Source organism: Sphingomonas sp. PP-F2F-A104-K0414 (genome assembly GCF_004340945.1).
Lineage (GTDB): Bacteria > Pseudomonadota > Alphaproteobacteria > Sphingomonadales > Sphingomonadaceae > Sphingomonas.
This window is the reverse complement of record NZ_SLYD01000009.1, coordinates 60,782-80,514: the sequence shown is the minus strand read 5'-3', so window position 1 is coordinate 80,514 and position 19,733 is coordinate 60,782. Positions and strand designations below refer to the sequence as shown.

Below are 19,733 nucleotides of genomic sequence, written 5' to 3'. Positions count from 1 at the left end.
GGGTTCTGATCGGCAGGCGAAGTCCCAATGCCCTGGTCCGATGCGGGATTGGCGGTGTCAGCTGGGGCATGACGCGTTCGTGACGACTGCGGGCGAACGAATAATCGGGGTTGAGCCATTGCCCCGATCCGCAGCCGACTTGCCGTTGCCATCACGAAGCTAAGCCTGTCGCCAGCTTGGAGGCTTGCCTGCTGATCCAGTCGGCCACGGCGTCGGGTCGGGTGACCAATATCATATGACCACCGTCGATGAGTTCGAGAGTTGCCGAGGGGACCGTTCCAATAAAGCGATCGCCGTGGACGGCAGGGTCCAGGATCGCATCGTCACGACCGAACAGAACGGCGGTGGGCGTTTTGAGCTCCGAGTAGCGCATCTCAAGACGGCCGATGGAGCTGGGAATCATGGCGTAGTCGGCGGACGCCGCAGCGAAGGCTCTTGGTCGGGAGATCAGATTGCCACCGCCTCGAACTCCGAAGTCATCTGGCACCGGATCGGGTGAGAAAATCAATTCTGCCTGTCGAGCCCGTCCCAAGAGCGAAGCTGGTGTGGCTACGGTCTGCGCGACGAGGGACCGTATCAGTGGCGAACTGATCTCGAGCGCTCGGAACGCCGATGGACGATCGGATTGTGAAAGCGTTAGCGGGCAGATCAGCGCCAATCGCCCAACGTGATCAGGGTGGGCGAGGGCGAGCGCTAGAGCGACCGCACCGCCCAGCGAGTGTCCGACGACAAGTGGGCGATGAAGACCCAGTTTTGCTATTACACCAGCTATGACCCGTGCCTGTGTCTCGATATCGCTGGTCCCTGCGGACTGAGAGTAGCCGGATCCGGGTCGATCGATTAGGATGAGACGATGCTTGCCGATTAGGCGATCGAGCAACCCGTAATCGAAGTTTCGCATTTGGCCGCCAAGGCCGTGGATCATGACGATTGGACGCCCGCAACCGGCGTCCCGATAATGAATACGAACGCCTTCGACGGTGATGAACTGTCCATCGGCTGGTATGCCGCGCTCGATCCATCGCGCATGCAACGACGAGCCGACGGCAAGCATGGTCGCCATGCCAGCGACTAGAACCGAGGACCGTTTCAGCGACCGCGACGAATTCCCGGTCATCAGAAACGCCAGTCCAGGGAAGCCCCGATGCGCCGCACTGCTTGATCAGGAATGATCTGCGAGGTGCCACCCAAATCGAAAAGTGTCCGATAGATGAGCGAAGAGAAGCGCTTGTTCAGCGCGTTGCGCGCGAAGACGCTGATCCTGACCTTGTCATCCAAGTCGCCAATCCCGGCGCTGACGTTCAGTACGCCGTAGCCGCTCTGGAACGTCGCAGGATCGCCGACCCCGAAAAGTATCGAGCTTCGATGGGACCAGTTAGCCGTCCCATACATCTTGAAGCTGTCAGCTACCTCGGTATCGTAGGTACCGGTAATCTGATACGTCCAACGGGGGGCATTCTGCAGACGCAGGCCTTCCGCGTCGAAAGTAGGACCGGGCAGATTGCATCCCTGAGCAACGGTTTGTCCGGCGTAGCAGGGCGGTTGATAGTCTGTGAACTTGGCATCGTTGTAGGTCAGTCCGCCGGAAAGACTGAATCCCCGGAGTGGCCGGGCCGTCAGTTCGGCTTCGACACCCTGAGCGCGCAATCCACCAGCGTTCCCGGTGCGGAAGGCGCCAAGTCCCACCGACGGATCAAACACTTCGGTCTGGAAATCGGTGAACTTGCTTCGGAATACCGCTATGTTCGCCGTCAGCCGTCGATCAAACAGCTCGGCTTTCACGCCTGCCTCCAGTGCGAAGACGGTTTCTTTGTTCACGTTGAATACGATTCCGGACACGACCGTCACCGCTGGTGCCTTGTAGCCCCGTGATGCCGTACCGTAGACCATAACATCGCGTGTGACGTCGAACTGCAATCCGGCACGACCGCTCCAGTTGCCTTGCTTGAGCCGATCGCCGCGGACGGGAGATGGCAACGGTAGCGGCGTACATGGTCCTCCAACGAGGATCGTTAGGGAGCACGTATTAGCGATTGGGAGTACGTTGCTGTACGCGTCGAGGCTGTCGCGCGTGTACCGACCGCCCACGATCAGTCGCAAGCCGGCCACCGGCTTGACCGTCGCGTCGCCAAAAGCTGCGTAGCTCTTCGTTCGATTGGCGATGTTGGAAAGCCCGCCGAACACCGAAAGCTGGAATGGGGTACCCTGCGGGATGTAACCGAGCGTTCCGCGCTGGTCTTGGGTCGATTTCAGTTTCTGATCATAGTAGAAAAGCCCTGCCACATAATCGACTAGGCCAGCGGTTGAATTTGAGAAGCGCAATTCCTGTGTAATCTGACGTGCCGAAATCGTTCCGACGTTGGTGTCGAAAAGGACCTGGGGTGACTGATCGACATCGCCATCGTTTACGTAATCAAGCTTCCGGTAAGCAGATACGGAGGTGAGTTGTACTGGTCCCAGATCATATGCGATCGTCAGCTGCCCACCTTTGGTCTCGCTGTGCTGATAAACATCACCGCTGAAGTTCACCAATCGGCCGTTCGCGCCAGGCACGATGCCCGCGGCGGCTTGCCCTGCAGCAAGGAACGTATTTCCCGCCGCCGGTGCGACTGTGCCCACGCCTAGTGAACGGATCGAAGCCACCCCGCCGCCATCTCCGCGGCTATTTTGATAATCGCCGATTGCGTACAGCGACAATCGGTCCGTCGGTTCCCAATACAGCTTGCCGTTCAGCGTGACGTCGCGCGTATTTTCGATCGTGCCTGAACCTCTGTTGCTGACCACCGGGTCTCGCATCTGGTAGCCAGCGCGCAGGCGTATCGCCAACGTGTCCGTCACGGGTAGATTGACGATCTGGTATGTCTGCAGCTCGTTGCGGCTGCCGTACTGAACATGTCCTTCGTAGGCACGCAGGCCGAGTTGAGGCTTCTTGGTCGTAATGGAAACAAGGCCGGCAGACGTGTTCTTACCGAATAAAGTCCCTTGCGGTCCGCGAAGGATCTCGATGCGATCGACATCGGCCAACGTGTTGAGTACCGGGGCACGGGGCAGGGTTTGGACAACGTCGTCCAGAACTACGCCGACGGAAGGCTCGACGCCGTAATCGAAGTTCTGCGACCCCACGCCGCGTACCTTGAAGCTGCTCAGTCCCGCGCCCGTGCTGATGGAGAGGCTGGGCGTGAAGTTCTGAATGTCGTTGACGCTGTTGGCAGCGGTCGTTTGAAGCGAGCTTCCCGTAACGACAGTGATTGCGATCGGTACGTCTTGAAGGCTCTGCGCACGCCGTTGGGCGGTCACGATGATGTCATCGGATGCGACTGCATCCGCGTTTTGCGGGTTGGGGACGTTCGGCTCGACCTGAGCTGGAAGCGCCGGCGCATTCTGGATGAGGGAATTTGGGACGGCCGAGGCTTCTGAAGCGTGTGCGGAGCCGCTCCACGCTAAGACACTCGAGCCGGCTAAAAGCACTAAAAGTCGCATTACTTTCCTCTCCGATTGGGGACGGTCTGCGCCGCCTCATCCATGTGCACGTGGCGATCATGCGACAGAATATACAAACCGTCAACACGGTTCGTTAATGTGAGGATCGATTGTCATCGTCCGGTTTCATGGGTAGTCCGCGTGCCGAAAGGGTTTGAGATGACCACATTAGCTTTCGATAAGCCTGCTCGACGTAGTCAGAATGAACGTAGTGCTGAAACTCGTCGTAAAGTGGTCGACGCTGCGGTGCGCTCCCTTGCTGAGCGAGGCTACTCGGCGACCACTACTACGACCGTAGCGGCGGAAGCGGGCGTGACGCGTGGAGCGATGTTTCATCAATACCCCACCAAAGTCGACCTCATGATCGACATCGTCACCTTGAACTACGAAGAGGAAAGGAAGCTCTACCATGAGCGACTTGACCATATTCAAGATATAAAAGAGCGATTTTTCACCCTGGCAACCGTTATGTGGGAGCTCGGCAAGCGCCCAGCTGGCATTGCTGTTTTGGAGATCATGAACGGATCGCGCAGCGATCCGGAACTTGCACGCCGCCTCGGTCCGACTGTTAACTCGGCAGACCTCGACGCACTCCGAAATCTAGAGACCGTGCTCATGGAAGCGGGGCATCCCGAGATGACTCCAGACCTGGCGCTTTCGCGACTGGTAATGGCAAGTATCAGAGGCCTAGTTATTGAGCGCGTTTTCAGTGCCCACCCAGAAGAGCTGGATGAGTGCGTGGTTCGATTGAGGACTATAATCGAGATATATTACGAGCAGAAGTTGCTTGGGTCATCCGCAAGCCCACTACGGAAGAGCAAACCGTCCACGGCGTGAAAGCTATGGTGCAGAACGGTCATGTCCCGCATTGTCGAGGACGTTGCGAGGAAAGATTCCACGACCTTCTATCGCTACGAATATCATTGCGGTCCAAAATCTGTGAAATGAATTTCCGTTCGCATGATCGAGCTCACTCGTATCCAAGAAGTGGTTCGGACGGCCTACGAGCGCGGGACCGAACGACACGACAGCATGTAAAATCTGAGGGCGCGTGTCCGCAACCGTACTTCGCGCCCCAAGATCCGGCCGGCCTGTTATTCCGCCGGGGCGTCTTTGGTTTTGCGTTTACTTGGCGCGGAAGCCGGCTTGGCGTCAGCCTCCGCGGCGTTGGTTTGACGGGGCTTGCGGCCTAATCCGATCTTCTTGGCCATTGCACGACGGCTCTCCGAGTAGGTCGCCGCGACGATCGGGTAATCGGCTTTGAGGCCGCAACGTACACGAGATTCTGCGGGCGTCATGCCATTGGTCGAGAGATGACGCCGCAACGTCTTGTAGAGCTTGCCGTCGATCATGCCGACTATGACGTCAGAGCTCGAAAGTGACTTACGGGCAGTGACGGGGGGCGTGTATTCCTTGACCTCCGCCTCGGAAGCAGCTGCTTCCTGGGTACCACCGATAAGTGGTGAAACAGTTTCGTACATTTTGCCAAGGAAGGCGGACACGTCGTTGGGCGACGTGCAGGTGTTGGAATTTCCCAGCCAAGCAATCGTAAGCTAGGTTGCCAGTTCGACTGGATTTGCCCTCGGTATAGCCAAATCATTGAACTCGCTGCGCGAGTATCCGGACCAAGACATAAATGCCGTTGTCATTCGTTGCGCCATCTGTTCCTCATCGACAACTGTCAAAGCTTTATCGACACCGGCTAGAAGACCGCTCGCCGGTCATTGCGACCAAATTGGGGATGGTGTGTGCACGGGTCATATCGAAGGGTTGTATAACGTGGGGAAATATGTAAACCATCAGGATGGTTTATATGGGCGTATAGATGCTTTTCCGCAAGGTTGTTCCCTTCGCCGTGGTGGCGGCACTCGTCTCAGGATGCGTCGATCCAAGCCTCAGTCCGATGCAGAATGCGCGCAACGCCACCGTAGCGGTCGATAAGGCGGAGCGAGACTATGAGGCTGCCAGGCCCTACGCGATCCAACTATTACCTTATCTATCGCCGAGGGATGCGGAAGCGGTGCGTCGGGCGATGGCTTCGATCGAACATTTCCTGGCGATAGCGCGCGCCGCAACCGATTTCGGGGAACAGATAGCCGCGATCGAGGAGGCGCGCCGGTCGCTGACCTATGTCGAAGACAGTAATGCGCGCAACCGGGGTGCCCTACCTGACCGTTGAGCGATGAATCTGGGCGGCGTCAGTGACGCTGGCTCGGTGCAACGAAGAGCGGGGCGACGCCTTGGGCAAAACCTTCGCGTTGACGCGAACGGGTGCCACGCTGACGCGAATGATGATGTTCGCCAATTCGATTTAAGATAAGCTTTGGACGGGGGCGCTTAAGGCTGCTTGGGGCGCGGATCGGCGCGTCCACGTCCAGAACGGCTCGGCGACCCTTGCTCGATCGCAGCGCTGACGGTCCAGGCGCATACGATCGATCTTGCGAGCCAAGCGGCGGATGCCGTGCAGGGTCGAGAGACGAACAGGGGGAGCGGTGCGATTGCCTTGGCCATTCTTTGCACGGCTAGGATCCCCATGCATGCGTCGGCTGTGCCACCCCGAAAAGGCTGGACTGCCGCGAACGACCGCGACCTGCCGGCCCGGAAGCCAGCGTCATGGTGCCGGTCGTAGCAGGTTCGCCGTCTGGGCATTGATGAACGCAACCGCCTCTCGTAACGCCGCTGTGCCTTCGGGGATCGGTGTGGCCATCCAGACATGGAACATCCCGGAATATTCGCGTAACTCTGCGCGTCCCCCCGCTGCCGCCAAGCGCCGGGCATCGGATACGAGTAGGTCGTGCGTGCCGCAGAATACCATCGTCGGTGGCAGGTGTGACTGATCACCGAACAACGGACTGACGGCAGGATTTTCGATCGACGTGCCGCCGGCCCACATCCGGCCCGCAACGCGCAGCTCTTCGATATCCAGCATCGGATCAAGTTCGGCAAGCGCCGGCTGATCCGTGCCGCAGACCGAAACGTCGAGCCAAGGTGAGAATAGCACGAGCGCGGCAGGCGCAGCGCCGCCCCGATCCCGGATCCGTTGCGTCAGCGCGAGCGCAAGACCACCGCCAGCTGAATCGCCTGCGATCACGACATTCTGCGCGCCGACTTCCTCGACGAGCCGGTCATGGCACCGTTCCGCGCAGGCCATCCCGGCTTCCCATGTGAACTCGGGCGCAAGCGGATAGATTGGCACGACGACGCGGCTGCCCGTCCCGGACACGAACATTGATATGGGCTTCCAGTGCAGCACGTCGAGATCGAAGACGTAGGCACCACCGTGCAGGTAGAGGATACGGATCGCGGTCGTCGGGCCGCCGCGGGGGGCGAGGGTGAGTATGCGATCCTCTCCACTCTCGTCGTGAAACTCGTACTGCGCCCGCAGACGGCGTGACGGCATGCCGGGGCCGCGGGCACGATCAGCTGCTATTCGCTCCCGTCGGTTCGCAGCCGTCGGGTTTGATCGCCATGCCAGGAGCGGCAGCGCGATGTCGCGGATGAGCCATCCGCGTCGGCTGATACCCGCGCGACTTGCCGAAACGCACGCCACGCCGAACGCCGTGATGGCTACTGCCGCTGCGAGGCTAGACGCTGGTCGCCAAGATGGACGGGACCGGGGAACAGGGATCGGCATGAACTGGTTTCCTAGGTTGCAAGATGGGTGCACCGGGCGGGCGAAGTCCACGAAAGCGATGCGCCTCGCGGGCAGGATCGATCCATGAAAGAGCGTCCATCAACCCATCTGACGGAAAAGGGTTCGTGAAACCGTTTGTCATAGGCTCGTTCCGAACATTGCGGCGGGAGATGACGAATTTTGCGGTCTGCTTATCTTCGAAAGCCCGGCGTGCCGTCATCTAGCAGTGCCGACGTCATCGTCACTGAGGCCCGGCGGAGCGAACGAACGCGACCGGAATGATGGGGTGGTATCGGTTGCTCGTTCGGTGTGGTAGGCTTACCGTATCCGCAGCCGTTACGGTATGATCCGTCACGAAGTGTCCATCGAGCTTCTCCGAGACTCTTCCGAACGGGTTAGTTCTGTCGACTTTCATATTTTCCGGAAGATCCGGACTTCGAATGCAGTGTCGATGGCGTTGCCAATGCCGGCTGTTTGATGAAGTAGGCCAACGCCTTGGCAGATTGTTCGAATGCCTGTCTCGCATGATCGTAGGCGACGTAGGAACCTTTAATGTTCCAAGGCTGACCATTTCGATATGTCGCCATCTGCAAGACCGAATTCCTCGAAGCGGCGTCGTCCACGACAATTTCGACACTGGCCCCGCCGCTCAGGGGCGCAAGGATGCCGAGTCCACCGGCGGCGAACGTGGCAACCTGGAGAGGCGCGTTAAGGAACCAGCGGGTGCGCCGGATGCCGGTGATCGCACTGCGAACGCGCAGGGTTCCGGCCGGCGCAGTTGCAACGTCGGGAATGACGCGATGGCTGATCGACAGGGTAGCGATCAAGCTCTCGCGAAGCGCTTCGCGCATCGCCGCTTCAACCTTGGGGTCGCGGTGCGGGGCAAGCCATTTGGGCTCGTCGATGATCACCTGATGGTAGACTTCGGACTGGTAGCCCGACGAGACCCAGATCGCGACATTCTTCCTCTTCGGTTTTTGGAGCTTCCCGTAATCTGGAAGAAAGCCAGACTTGGTCAGCATCTGACCGCCGGTCGAGCAGGACGCCAGAAGAAGCGGCGCGGCGCACAAGGAAGTGAATGCTGTCAGCGGAGCCTGCGGCCGTTTCATGGTTATTCCATTCAGGACATATTTTTGCGGGATCTGTCGACGCTTCGCGATGGTCGATCTGCGAGGCTCGTGGCCGTTAGCCGATCCAGAGTTGCTGCCCGGACGCCTTTGCTTCCGACCAGGCATTACGACCTCCGATACCCTTCGAGGCTGGGACCGGCACTAATTCCCGTGGCGCGACACCCGCTCCAACGGATCGTCTTGGGCCGTGACCTTTGATGATGGACTGCAACGTTCTTCGACCGCGCGAGACGCGGCTTCTGAAGCTTCCCAGAGGTATGGCGAGCCGGCGCGCCGCCTCCTCATAGGAGAGACCCTCTACCGATACGAGCTGAATGGCGTCGCGCTGATCGGCGCTCAGTGCTTCCATCGCCCGTCGAACATCTCCCAGCTCGACAACCGCGCTCTGAGACTCTGGGCGGGCAAGACGTATCTCTGCAACCTGTTCGTCGTATTCGCCATGGAAACGAGCGCGACGTCGCTGACTCAGAAACACGTTCCGCAGGATCGTGCAGGTCCACGCGCGCATGTTCGTTCCTGTCACGAACTGATCATGCGCTTTCCAAGCTTTGAGCAAAGTGTCCTGAACGAGGTCGTCCGCCGCGTCCCGGTCATGCGCGAGCGATCGCGCGTAAGTCCGAAGCTTGGGTATCACTGCCGTCAGGTCATGAGCGAATGTCTGCAGCGACAACTGCTGCCCAATATCATCAAGGAGATCATCGAGTTCGGCGCGTTGCGGGTTTATTGCGGCCGCCGCGGTCATTGCGTCCAGCGGCTTGCCCTTCCACGCAGAGGAGAGGTGCTTCGCCATCAGCGCCGGGCTCGAGAATGCCGCACGATCGCGGACTGTCGACGGTTGAGAACGGCTTGTTTCAACGGTTGCGCGTCGTCTCCGGGGACGGAGCAGGCCGACAGGTCGCTCCGTTCGATCGGTCGAAGATTGTGCTGAATGCGACGCGAAGCGTACGCGCGCCGACGCGGTGTTCGCCCGCGACGTAGACCCGTGGGGGAGGAGCAAGCGCCCTTGTCAAACCCGTGCGGGCAATTCTGAATCATAAATATGAACAAGCGAAACTGGCTCATGTTGCCTTTGTCCGAGGTTGCCAATGAGGAAACATGCCGTTCGATCGAGCCAGCACTTCAACGGCTCGGACTGGATCGACCTTCCGGCGCAGCTTCATGGAGTTCGGGACCAGCTTCGAACGGATCACCGCCCTCAACGCGAATGGCGTCGGCGGAAGTGTTGGGGCGACCCGCATTTCGTCGTTGGGGCCTGCTGAAGCACGGCCGACGATAATGGCCAGTCCTCGACGACACGGAAGATGAGACACGTGGTTCTCCAGGACGGCTCGTGCCGACCGGACGCGAGTACCCTCCAATGACGTTCAACGCAACTCGATAGTTGCGTTGAACGTCTTCTGCCCGGATGGACCCGACCGACCTGCTTTTGATAACACCGACCAAACGCGTTGCGAGATAACCGACACTAGCGTTTAGTGACCCGAAGCCGGCAGGCAGCTGGTGATCCAAAGCCGGAGGGCAGCCTCGCGGTCGCGACACAACGAGTACGCAGGCTTATTTTGGGTGCCATTCGGACATGAACGCTGACGAAACGGGGAAAGCTATCCGCTCCCAAGGGGGGCATCCAACCGCCGAGCGAGCGGCGGAAATCGGGGCCGCGGTCATCGGCGCTACGATGCAGGCCTTCGCCCAGGACGGCACCGACTTCAGCATGGACCAAGTCGCCGTGCTTGCAGGTGTCAGCAAGCAGGCGATATACAGGCGATGGAAAAGCAAGACCGCGTTGTTGATCGACTCGATCGATGGTGCGCAAGTCGTAGGCCTCGTCGAGCCGGGTATCGATGACGACGATCCAGTATCTGCTCTTCGCTCTGTGGCATGGCACCTGATGGATACCGATGTCATCACATCCCATCGGGTTAACATATTTCTTCAAGCCGAAGGCCTGCGTCACGAGCCCATCCAGCAGCGCCTGATGAGTTGGCGTAATCGTTTCTTGGAATTGTACGTGCGTCATCTGAATGGCATCGAACGGGCCAACCAGCGCATCGACGGCGATATGGCGGTCCAAGCCGAGATATTGATGGAGCTGATGCTCGGCGGCTTGAGCATGTTGGCTGTAACCGGCGCCGTGTCTTCCGAGGAAAAGCTGAAAGCGTTTGAAGACCGATGGCGGTTGTTCAGCCTGATGGCCCTGAAACCACGCTAAAGCCGTAACAGGCCGTTGCCGCCGCAGGTAATGGATGTCGCGTCGCAGCGCGCGAAAACGGAACGAAGATCACTGGTGCGGCTTGGAACATTAACGGTACTGGTGAGTATTGTTGAGAGATCATGCCTTTGGCGTGGGCGTGCGGGTCTACCTACCCCGGCTCGGAACCGACACGTGCAAGGGTGTCGCAGTTGCGATCTCGGCCATTGAGCATCGGTTCGTCCCGTCTGAACGCGTGTCGAAGCTTCTCGCAAAATTTGGAATGTTAAAATTATGAAGACATTCGTATCCGTTCTGTTCGCATCCATTCCGTTGGCCGTGGTAGCTTATGCGGTTATGGTGTGTTCATAGATCTTACCGCTGTAAAACACGATCTATGTCGGGGCACTGTGCGATGAGAGAGGGTGAAACCCCATTCCAAAGTTCACCGGCAGGTGTGCACGTGTAAGATTCCGCCGACGCAGTTAATCAAGGAAAGCGTGCAAAGGGACTTGAGGTGCCGTTGATGCCCCATGACAGCGTCTGAGTTGGTGGTAAAACCTATTGTTGCAAATCCAAATTTAGGCCTAATGATAGGCGATCTTGAGAATATTTCTTGTTACAATTTCGCCATTTCGACGATCTACTAAAATTACGCTTCTGCAGAGCGCCTACGCTTCTTCTCGCCCATCTGATCACCGTGCCGAATGGCGCATGCCGAGTTAGGCGGGTCGGTTGAAGCTACGATTCAATATTCGTGTGTTCATATCCTCCTTGGCATCGAATGAGGGTCGAGAAAGGTTCCATCGTTCATTCCATGGCATATTGATATGTCGGCGCCGATAGTCGGCAGTTCCAGCCGCGTCTCTTCGCGCGGGGTATTTCCGGTGGCTGCGTCCGGCTATTCGGGTAGGAAGGGTAATGAGTTTCGCCCGCGACAAAGCCGCTGAAGACCGAGTGCCGCAAACCCGCGTTGGCCTCCCCGACGGGGAACTGACCTCGCCGTCTCGGCGATTGGCATCCGGCGGGAACATGGGCGAGTCAGATTTCCAGTCTCTCACCGGCAATGTGAGGCTTGAACGCCTCGCGAAAGATTTGCTCTGGCAAAGGGCGATTATGGCGGAGAATCTCGACGCCGTTTCGTGTGTCGACCCAGCGACGAACCTGCTGCTGTTCCTTTATTCCGTCGGGGACCCGGGGTCGGCATCGTCCGGGGCCTGTTGCGAGGCTGCGCGCGTGCCTCGGACAACGGCTCTCCGATGGATTGGTATCCTTGAGCGCAAAGGTTTGATTGTGTCTTTGATTGATGCGAGTGACCGACGAAAGACGTCAGTCACTCTTTCCGTGGCGGGTCGCATTCGGGTTCAAAGATGTCTGGAACTGATTGAGACCAGGCCGTTTGGCGGCGTCCTCTTATAAACACCTTAAGCGCATTCCCTAGCTACTGCGCTTAATAACTTTTGAGGAATGTGGCGCTCCCGGATACTAATTAATATCATTCCAGATAGTTGCAATGGGATGTCATAGTACAAGTCGTCATATTCGTTTTTAATATTAACAAAACTATTTGTCGGACATTTTGCCTGGGCTTCTGGCGCTGGTCTCAGGTAATGAGTCTATGGCATGGCAGATGAATACTGCTGTCACATCCAGTCGTAGGGCGTCGCATGTCACAACGGCTTGTTCGAGCGTCCGTCTCAATGCGGTTGGCGACATTTGGGTTTGGATGGTGTGGTCGCTTACGTCAGAGCTTGAGCTCTTATCCGCAATCAGTCGTTTCGACATATTCATGCCCGAGGATGAAGGCCTCTGCAGGGAGGCGAGGGGACGAGGAGATCGTTCGAACAGAAACGAGCAGCACGGTGATAACCTGCCAATAACAACCCGACAAGACGGTTTGTAAATTGGGCCCGTTTTCGCTACCACCATGTTGGACGTGCATCAAGTGAACCGGGTTTGACCATCCGTCAGCGATGACCGCGTTCAATATCTGAGCTCCTAGAAAGGCACCGGGCCTTAAAAACTGCCACCGCCGGATCGGTTCGTCCGGTGGCGTTGCATCGCGAGCCGGCCGCGACCGCGCCGATCACAAATACAAGGGCGCCGTCGGAGCGAGCCTCGCCATGGCTGCGCCTCAGCGGCGGACCATTGTGCTTCGGGTGATCTTGGCGACGAGTCCGGGCAATCCTGGGTAGCTCGCCTGGTGATAGGGCGACAGCGCGTCGAGCTCGGCGGAGATCCTGCGGTGCGCCTCGCCCAGCGCATGATAGGGCAGCCCTGGCAGGAGATGGTGCAATGCATGGTAGCGCAGCCCGACTGGCGCCCAGAGTGCCGGCAGCAAAGCCGGCGGCGGCACGTTGACCGTATCGAGATACTGCGCGGTCACGGTCATCTGTTCGCCATCATTCTCCCAGAGATGCGCAACTAGTGTTCGGACCTGATTTATCACCGCGGAGACAGACACCACGCCAAGGAAAGTGAGGACCGAACGCATCGATAGAATGCCTGCCGCGGTCATGGCGATCAAGGCGATCGCCCAAATGCTGGCGGCAGTCTCGACGCGGTTCCAGTACAGTTTTGCCGCACCGTCAGGCATTCGACGACGAAATTGCGGGTTGATGGCCAACGCCGAATAGCGCTCGACGGCGATCGCGCGAAGCTTTGGAGAAAGCCGGGACAGGGGGGATAGGATGGAGAACCGTACCAGCAGGGCGACCGGCAAGAGAGCTGCCACGACAATGAAGAGCGGCAGAGTCCAAGGCTTCATCAGCGCGAGCGGCAGATACTCTGGATCGTCACTCGTTCCGTAGCGCGTTTTGGCGTGATGTAGGTTGTGCACACCTTCGTACATGAAGGACGGCATCAGCATTGGTACGCCCATCAAGACGTTCCAGCCGAGCCTAAAGTTCGGCACCGCGGCATGCTTCATGTGGCTCACTTCGTGGATGAAGCTGAGTCCGCGGTACAGGGCAAACACGGAAACGATTGCCATGCCGACGGCGATCGAGACCGATCCGACGGTCGCCGATACCCCCAGCGCGCCGTAACCCACCACGGCCGAGCCGATCAGGTCGGCCCAATAGATAACCGGACGGGGCTTCACTAGATCACGCGTCAGTTCGGCGGCGGCCCGTAGCATCGCCTTGTCGTCGGCAATGCGGATGACCCCGTCCGTCGCTTCCGGTGCCGGGGCAGGAGCGGCCTTGCCGCGTGTCAGGCTGAGAGTATCCATAGGCGGCTCTAATTCCTGAAAATAATGGCGGTAGCGTGGCGTTTGTCGGCGTCGAAAACGTGCCGCGTGCCCGGTGTACTGCGCATCGGCCGTTACGAACGGCGTACTGGTCAATCGCCCGGGCGACCGTGAGTCGGCCATACTGCCTGAACTGCGTAGCTCGGCGCGTTGCACTTTGAACGTCAAGGCGTCGGGGCGGCGAGAGGCGAGCGCATGCATGCTCTCGCCACCGACGATTTCGATCAACCTTTAACCGGCGAATGGCGCTGCGGCTGCGGCTGCGTGTACTTGGGTCGTTTCCCACCTGCTGGTTCCTCCGGTTTGCAGCCGGTCGGCTGGGGCAGGCAGCCAACTGCCATAAGCGGCAGTAAAATCGGCCATACGTACTTGGACATTTCTAACCTTCCTTTTTTCCCATGATCAAAGCGATCGCCAGCCGGCCTCCATGGACTGGTCGACGGTGCTTCCCAGGCCGAAGGGCGAATTCCCGGACTGACCAGCGCAGGTCGTCTGCGACTTGAGGGATCGCCAGTCTGTGCGGCAGCCCACTGATTTGCCTCCAAAGTTCAGTCGGCCCCCAAGTGGGTCGCGGTAGGGACCGCTCGAACGATCGTCGTTCGCGCAAAGAGAACATTCACAAAAATAGTTCTTTACATGAGAACGCCAAGGATATATTGTTCTCATATGAAGAGCGAAGAGCAGGTGAAACGGTGGCCAACCACCGCGCGTCCCCGGATGGTCCGGTTGGCGCGCGGGCCACCACGTCAACTCGGAGGAAACTGCGTGATCTACGAATGCGATGCCGCGGGAGCGGAGCTTAAAGCTGTGCAGGCGGCGTGGAGGAGCCTGGCGATCCGCTGGGAGCTGACTTGGTCTGAGAAGACTGATTTACTTCCCCAGGGCTTGGAGGATACGTCCTCCCCGCCCGCGGACACGGAGCACCGGATGCGGATCCTCGTTGAGATCGGCTACCGCCTCGACTTCGCCGACGACGCTGAGCTGTGCGACTGGCTCCGCTGTCCGTCCGCTCTGTCCAATTTCTACACTCCCCTCGAACTGATGACGGGCGGCATCGCCGATCTTCGTCGGTTCCGGTTGCTCGTCGAACAGGGGGGGGCGGCGTGAACGCCGATTTCAACAATTCGCCGCCCCCTTTGAGCGATGTGCTTCGTCGTTGGGCTGAGATCGCGGAAGCCTGGGACGTTCGACCCGAGGAGCGCTCGGCCCTCGTCGGAGGAAGTTGCGATCAGGTCGAAGGCGAGATCGCGACTTACGCCCTCCTTTGCGGGGAGCAGCGCATCCGGCTGTTGGTCGACGTGGCGCCCGTCTTTCGTCGAATCGTGGGCGACGACGACCTGATCAGTAACTGGCTGCGGCTTCCCAACCCCAACTTGGCGGGACGCAAGCCCATCGACGTCATGATCGGATCCCCCGAGTGGATGGGCTGGCTGGTCGCGAACCTGGGGGATGCAGCGTGATGCGCGAACCCGATCCGAACGCGCTGGTCGCAGTGGCTGCCGCGCGCAAAAGGCTTGTCGAGGCCCGCGATCTAGAGGCCCTCGCGGTTTACCGTCTCAATCTGCAGGCTTCGATCATGGCGATCTCGCCGCTTACGCGCGACGTGGCGAACTCGCTCGGCGTCAGTCTCGATGAGGTGGCCGCGATGCTCAGGCCCTTCGATGCTCCGGCGAGCGCACGGCGCCTGATCGACAGACCTCGTCTACATTCGGCAAGGAAGGGCAATCCCAGCGTGAGCCCTCTAGGATTGATGCGGGCGTCGGACCTCCAGATCTCTCGGCGCATCGCGCGTGAAGGCGTGGTTCTGGATATCGACGGGAGGTATGGCCGCTTCGGGGTGGTGCCTGACCAGGGAAGTCTCGCTGCCGCCGGGTGGCTGGGGAACTCGTGGTTCTGCACGGCGGGTGGAACCGCTCACCTTCTTTTGGGAGGCGAGATGCCGGAGACGATGATCGCTGCGGTACCCGGTCGCATGATCGGAGAAATCATCGATCATCCCGTCCTCAGGGGGCTCGACTATCCGGTCAAACGCGTCGTTCGTCTGCCGGATGATGCAGGCGTGGTGATATCGTTCGAAACGGGGCTGATCCCCTACGAGATGCCGTGGGCTATCCTGCTCGAGCGGGAAATCGAGCGGTCATCGTGAGTATGGCGGTACACGACGAGCGTCAGAATGCGGCGGCGTCGTTCCAAGGCACAGGCCGGCTTTTCGTTCGTAACGGTTTCGGCCTCCCGGCGATCCCCGGTCCGTCACCGTGGCCGAGAGCGCACTTTCATGCGCGTGGACCACCATGTTGCGGCGCCAGGCTGGTTCGCCGACCAAATTACCGGCATCGTCGAATAGGGAGATGAAGATGAAGAAGGTCGACGGACAACTCGCTTTCAGCTCACGCGATCTGACAGGGCATTTGAGCTGCGCTCATCTCACCACCCTCGAGCTGCGTGTCACTGACGGGACACTGAAACGCCCGAAGCCCTGGGATCCGTCGCTGGAAGCCCTCTGGGAGCGGGGTTTCCGACACGAGCGCGGCTACCTGGACCATCTTGCTTCCTCTGGTCTGGACGCGGTTGTCGTGCCGGGAGTCGATGTGGACGACGCAGCGGTTGCAGCCACTCTGAACGCGATGGCTGACGGTGTTCCGATCATCGTACAGGCGGCGCTCCGCTCCGGCCGATGGATCGGCCGGGCAGACGTACTTCATCGCGTAGAGGTGCCGAGCGCACTCGGGCCTTGGTCGTACGAAGTGCATGATACCAAGCTGTCCCGCACGACGAAGGCAGATACGATCCTTCAGCTCTGCCTCTACTCTGACCTTCTGGCGGATATGCAGGGCAGGGGGCCCGAACTCGTGCACGTCGTTCCGCCCTGGACGGACTACACCCCTGAAGTTTACCGCGTGAGCGACTATTCCGCGTACTATCGTCGCGTCCGCGACTCGATGATCGAGTCCGTCGCCAGAACCCAGGCCGATGCCACGTATCCGGAGCCTAACGCGCATTGCGACATCTGCGCGTGGCGCATCGGGTGCGCCGAGCGCCGCCGCGCCGACGATCACCTCTCGCTGGTCGCCGGCATGACATCCCTTCAGGCGGCGGAACTGCGTGCCAACGGCATCGATCGGTTGTCGGACCTCGCCGCGATGCCGTTGCCGATGTCGTGGCGACCCGCGCGCGGGGCGGTTCGCGGACTGGAGCGGCTTCGCGAGCAGGCTAGGCTTCAGGTCGCCGCGAGGATCGAGGGGCTATCCGTGTTCGAGACGCAGGCGCTCGAAACCGGCTTTGGATTGGCCGCTCTGCCCGAGCCGTCGGCGGGCGACATCTACCTTGATTTCGAGGGGGACGCGTTCGTAGGCGAGAACGGGCAGGAATACCTGCTCGGCTACTCGTGCGTGGAGGAAGACGGCGCGCTTCGGTACGTCGCACTCTGGGGGCTGACGCGCGCGGACGAGCGACGCGCCTTCGAGACGTTCATGGACTTCGTCCTTCAACGTCTCGACGTTCATCCCGATCTCCACGTGTACCATTACGGCGGCTACGAGACCGGCGCGCTGAAGCGTCTGATGGGACGGTACGCGACGAGGGAGGACGATCTGGATCGGCTGCTCCGGGGCAGGGTGTTCGTGGATCTGCTCGGGGTGGTTCGGCACGCGATCGTCGCCGGGGTCGAGAATTATTCCATCAAACGTCTCGAGCCGCTCTATGGCTTCGTTCGCGATACGGCGCTGCCCGATGCCAACATTGCACTCAACCGCTTCCAGAACGCGCTCGAACTGGGAGATGTCGACGACATCACGGAGGCGGACCGCATCGTCGTGCAGAGCTACAACGAGGACGATTGTGCCTCGACCCGAGCTTTGCACCTCTGGCTCGAGTTCCTTCGCGGCCAGCTGATCGCCGAGGGCGCGGTGATCGAGAGGCCGGAATTGCCCGATGGCGCGGCACCCGAAACCGTTTCGGCGTGGCGTGAACGCATCCTGCCGTTGATGGCCTCGCTCACGGGCGGCGTGCCGGACGACGAGTCCGATCGCACCCCTGAGCAGCACGGACGCTGGCTTCTGGCGAACCTCCTCGATTTCCATCGGCGGGAGGAGAAGGCCGGATGGTGGGAGTTCTTCCGCCTCGCCGATCTCGACGCGGACGAACTCGTCGAAGAGAGAGCCGCAATCGGCGGAGGTCTGGAGCTTCGAGGAACCGTGGGCGGAACGGCGAAGTGTCCGGTCCATCGTTATGCTTTCGGCCCGCAGGAGACCGACGTTCGTCCTGGGAAGAAGCTGCGTGCCGTCGGTGGAGATCCGCTTGGCGCCGTCGAGAGTTTCGATCCGGAAGCCTGCACGATCGATATACGGAAGTCGGGAAAGAGCGCCGACCTGCATCCCACGGGGGTCTTCGTTCACGAGCATGTCGGTTCCGAGCCTATGATGGAGTCGCTCGTGAGGCTGGCCGAGTACGTGGTGGAGCGGGGTCTCGTTGGTGTAGGCGCCCACCAGGCCGCACGCGATCTCCTCCTCCGCCTCAAGCCCTCGTCCGGTGAGGGCGGCGCGCTGGTTCGGGAGGGCGAGACGACACTGGATGCCGCGCTGCGTATCGCCGGGGGATTCGTCTCCGGAGTTCTTCCGGTGCAGGGCCCGCCGGGTGCGGGCAAGACCTATACCGGTTCCCGCATGATCCTCGAGATGGTCGCGCAGGGACGGCGTGTGGGCATTGTAGCGAATAGCCACGCAGTCGTGCGCAACCTTATCGATGCGGTGATACAAAGGGCGGACGAGCAGCAGGTCGAGCTGACGTGCGTCCAGAAGCCCGGCGAGCGCGAGCCCGACGGACACCGGCTTCGGATGGTCACCAAGAATGGCGACCTCGCGGCGGCGTTGCGTAACGACTGCGCAGTCGGCGGCGGGACGGCGTGGTTCTGGTCGTCCCCGGACGCCTTCGAACTCGTCGACGTGCTGTTCGTGGACGAGGCTGCGCAGATGTCGCTGGCGAACGTCCTCGCGATTTCCCAGGCCGCGCCCGCCGTCGTGATGCTTGGCGACCCCATGCAGCTCGATCAGCCTATGCAGGGCAGTCATCCCGAGGGAACCGATACGTCGGCGCTGGACCACATCCTCGGCGACGCCCAGACCATAGGTGAGGACGCCGGACTCTTCCTCGGAGAGACCTGGAGGCTGCATCCTGCGATCTGCACCTTCACCTCCGACATGTTCTACGAGGGAAAGCTCCGATCACGCGCCGGCCTCGAACGGCAGTGCGTCTCAACCAGAGGTGATCGAATGAGCGGTCTTCGCTACGTGGCGGTCGAACATGCGGGTAACAGCAACTGTTCGCCGGAGGAGGCTGACGTGGTAGTTGAGCTCGTCCGCGGCCTGATCGAAAGCGACGCGACGTGGACCGATGCGGTTGGCCTCGAAAAGCCCTTGGGGATCGACGACGTCGTGGTGATCACGCCCTACAACGCTCAGGTCTTCGAGATCCGGCAGCGTCTGCCCGGAGCACGTGTAGGAACCGTCGACAAATTTCAGGGGCAGGAGGCTGCGGTGGCGATCTACTCGCTGGCGACCTCGAGCCCTGCGGACGCGCCTCGAGGAATGGATTTTCTCTACAGCCTCAACCGGCTGAACGTTGCCACGTCCCGGGCACGGTGCCTGTCATACCTGATCTGCAATCCGGCCATCTTCGGCGCGGAATGCCGTGGTCCGAAGCAGATTCGGTTGGCCAACTCGTTCTGCCGTTTTCTTGAACTATCCGAATAGGCTAATTCACCTTTCCGTGCTGAAGCTGCCCGAGAGGCCTGTGAAGTTAACGCGCCAAGTTTGCGCTATCGATCGGCCCGCGAATTTGTAGCCCAAACCCGGGGGGGGCCGGTCAGGACCGTAGGGGGCAACAACAGTTTCGTCAGCTTTCAGCTTTGTAAGCCACCTCGGAAGGTCGGCGGCAATCATATGTTGCTGGTGTGGCTGCGCCTTTTCCCAGCTCCGGCACCCGGGCTTTTTTTCCCGCAGGCCCGGCACCTTGCTATTCGTCCATCGAAGGAACACCGTTCGATACATGGCGATT

At 60.0% G+C, this 19,733-nt stretch carries 14 protein-coding genes; 7 read left to right on the top strand and 7 right to left on the bottom strand.

All coding sequences use genetic code 11. The features are described from left to right. Nucleotides 1-151: 151 nt before the first annotated feature. A complete protein-coding gene (locus tag C8J46_RS18310) occupies nt 152-1,063 on the bottom strand; it encodes an alpha/beta hydrolase (protein ID WP_165886645.1) in 912 nt (303 codons plus the stop codon). 53 nt (nt 1,064-1,116) lie between these two features. Beyond that, on the bottom strand, nt 1,117-3,297 hold the full coding sequence (locus C8J46_RS18305; RefSeq protein WP_165886644.1) for a TonB-dependent receptor: 2,181 nt from the start codon (nt 3,295-3,297) through the stop codon (nt 1,117-1,119). Nucleotides 3,298-3,639: 342 nt separating this feature from the next. On the opposite strand from C8J46_RS18305, the gene C8J46_RS18300 reads away from it, so the two are divergent. Beyond that, nucleotides 3,640-4,317, top strand: coding sequence for a TetR/AcrR family transcriptional regulator (locus C8J46_RS18300; RefSeq protein ID WP_165886643.1), 678 nt, complete (start codon nt 3,640-3,642; stop codon nt 4,315-4,317). A gap of 257 nt (nt 4,318-4,574) precedes the next feature. Here C8J46_RS18300 and C8J46_RS18295 read toward each other — a convergent pair whose 3' ends face one another. Next, on the bottom strand, nt 4,575-5,018 hold the full coding sequence (locus C8J46_RS18295; RefSeq protein ID WP_347812387.1) for a MucR family transcriptional regulator: 444 nt from the start codon (nt 5,016-5,018) through the stop codon (nt 4,575-4,577). Between the two features lie 287 nt (nt 5,019-5,305). Here C8J46_RS18295 and C8J46_RS18290 point away from each other — a divergent pair, with 287 nt between their 5' ends. Next, nucleotides 5,306-5,659 (top strand): hypothetical protein, encoded by a 354-nt coding sequence (locus tag C8J46_RS18290; RefSeq protein WP_132742137.1) that lies wholly within the window; start codon nt 5,306-5,308, stop codon nt 5,657-5,659. Nucleotides 5,660-6,091: 432 nt separating this feature from the next. On the opposite strand, the gene C8J46_RS18285 is transcribed toward C8J46_RS18290, so the two are convergent. From C8J46_RS18285 to C8J46_RS18275, 3 genes are all read right to left on the bottom strand, one after another. Continuing rightward, nucleotides 6,092-6,880 (bottom strand): alpha/beta hydrolase, encoded by a 789-nt coding sequence (locus C8J46_RS18285; protein WP_165886642.1) that lies wholly within the window; start codon nt 6,878-6,880, stop codon nt 6,092-6,094. A gap of 629 nt (nt 6,881-7,509) precedes the next feature. Next, nucleotides 7,510-8,223, bottom strand: a complete 714-nt coding sequence (locus C8J46_RS18280) for a DUF3313 family protein (protein WP_165886641.1) — start codon at nt 8,221-8,223, stop codon at nt 7,510-7,512. A gap of 76 nt (nt 8,224-8,299) precedes the next feature. After that, nucleotides 8,300-9,034 (bottom strand): sigma-70 family RNA polymerase sigma factor, encoded by a 735-nt coding sequence (locus C8J46_RS18275; RefSeq protein WP_132742131.1) that lies wholly within the window; start codon nt 9,032-9,034, stop codon nt 8,300-8,302. A gap of 786 nt (nt 9,035-9,820) precedes the next feature. Here C8J46_RS18275 and C8J46_RS18270 point away from each other — a divergent pair. Next, a complete protein-coding gene (locus tag C8J46_RS18270; RefSeq protein ID WP_132742129.1) occupies nt 9,821-10,453 on the top strand; it encodes a TetR/AcrR family transcriptional regulator in 633 nt (210 codons plus the stop codon). A gap of 2,113 nt (nt 10,454-12,566) precedes the next feature. Here C8J46_RS18270 and C8J46_RS18265 read toward each other — a convergent pair. Then, nucleotides 12,567-13,664: a fatty acid desaturase gene (locus C8J46_RS18265; protein WP_132742196.1), complete on the bottom strand. Its 1,098-nt coding sequence runs from the start codon at nt 13,662-13,664 to the stop codon at nt 12,567-12,569. 945 nt (nt 13,665-14,609) lie between these two features. Here C8J46_RS18265 and C8J46_RS20990 point away from each other — a divergent pair. The 4 genes from C8J46_RS20990 to C8J46_RS18250 all read left to right on the top strand — a co-directional run bounded on the left by C8J46_RS20990 (nt 14,610) and on the right by C8J46_RS18250 (nt 19,429). Further along, nucleotides 14,610-14,789 (top strand): hypothetical protein, encoded by a 180-nt coding sequence (locus C8J46_RS20990; RefSeq protein WP_165886640.1) that lies wholly within the window; start codon nt 14,610-14,612, stop codon nt 14,787-14,789. Continuing rightward, nucleotides 14,786-15,142 carry an MbcA/ParS/Xre antitoxin family protein gene (locus C8J46_RS18260; protein WP_165886639.1) on the top strand — a complete coding sequence of 119 codons (357 nt, stop codon included), beginning with the start codon at nt 14,786-14,788 and terminating at the stop codon, nt 15,140-15,142. The genes C8J46_RS20990 and C8J46_RS18260 overlap by 4 nt, the downstream gene beginning before the upstream one ends. Beyond that, nucleotides 15,142-15,828 (top strand): hypothetical protein, encoded by a 687-nt coding sequence (locus tag C8J46_RS18255; protein WP_132742125.1) that lies wholly within the window; start codon nt 15,142-15,144, stop codon nt 15,826-15,828. The genes C8J46_RS18260 and C8J46_RS18255 overlap by 1 nt, the downstream gene beginning before the upstream one ends. A 208-nt stretch (nt 15,829-16,036) precedes the next feature. Then, nucleotides 16,037-19,429, top strand: coding sequence for a TM0106 family RecB-like putative nuclease (locus C8J46_RS18250; RefSeq protein ID WP_132742123.1), 3,393 nt, complete (start codon nt 16,037-16,039; stop codon nt 19,427-19,429). Nucleotides 19,430-19,733 lie beyond the last annotated feature (304 nt).

Bases quoted from the DNA above. Each gene is read 5' to 3' on its own strand.
- C8J46_RS18310 (WP_165886645.1), bottom strand. From the start codon at position 1,063: ATGGCGACCATGCTTGCCGTCGGCTCGTCGTTGCATGCGCGATGGATC.
- C8J46_RS18300 (WP_165886643.1), top strand. From the start codon at position 3,640: ATGACCACATTAGCTTTCGATAAGCCTGCTCGACGTAGTCAGAATGAA.
- C8J46_RS18290 (WP_132742137.1), top strand. From the start codon at position 5,306: ATGCTTTTCCGCAAGGTTGTTCCCTTCGCCGTGGTGGCGGCACTCGTC.
- C8J46_RS18285 (WP_165886642.1), bottom strand. From the start codon at position 6,880: ATGCCGTCACGCCGTCTGCGGGCGCAGTACGAGTTTCACGACGAGAGT.
- C8J46_RS18280 (WP_165886641.1), bottom strand. From the start codon at position 8,223: ATGAAACGGCCGCAGGCTCCGCTGACAGCATTCACTTCCTTGTGCGCC.
- C8J46_RS18275 (WP_132742131.1), bottom strand. From the start codon at position 9,034: ATGGCGAAGCACCTCTCCTCTGCGTGGAAGGGCAAGCCGCTGGACGCA.
- C8J46_RS18270 (WP_132742129.1), top strand. From the start codon at position 9,821: ATGAACGCTGACGAAACGGGGAAAGCTATCCGCTCCCAAGGGGGGCAT.
- C8J46_RS18265 (WP_132742196.1), bottom strand. From the start codon at position 13,664: ATGGATACTCTCAGCCTGACACGCGGCAAGGCCGCTCCTGCCCCGGCA.
- C8J46_RS20990 (WP_165886640.1), top strand. From the start codon at position 14,610: ATGCGGATCCTCGTTGAGATCGGCTACCGCCTCGACTTCGCCGACGAC.
- C8J46_RS18255 (WP_132742125.1), top strand. From the start codon at position 15,142: ATGCGCGAACCCGATCCGAACGCGCTGGTCGCAGTGGCTGCCGCGCGC.
- C8J46_RS18250 (WP_132742123.1), top strand. From the start codon at position 16,037: ATGAAGAAGGTCGACGGACAACTCGCTTTCAGCTCACGCGATCTGACA.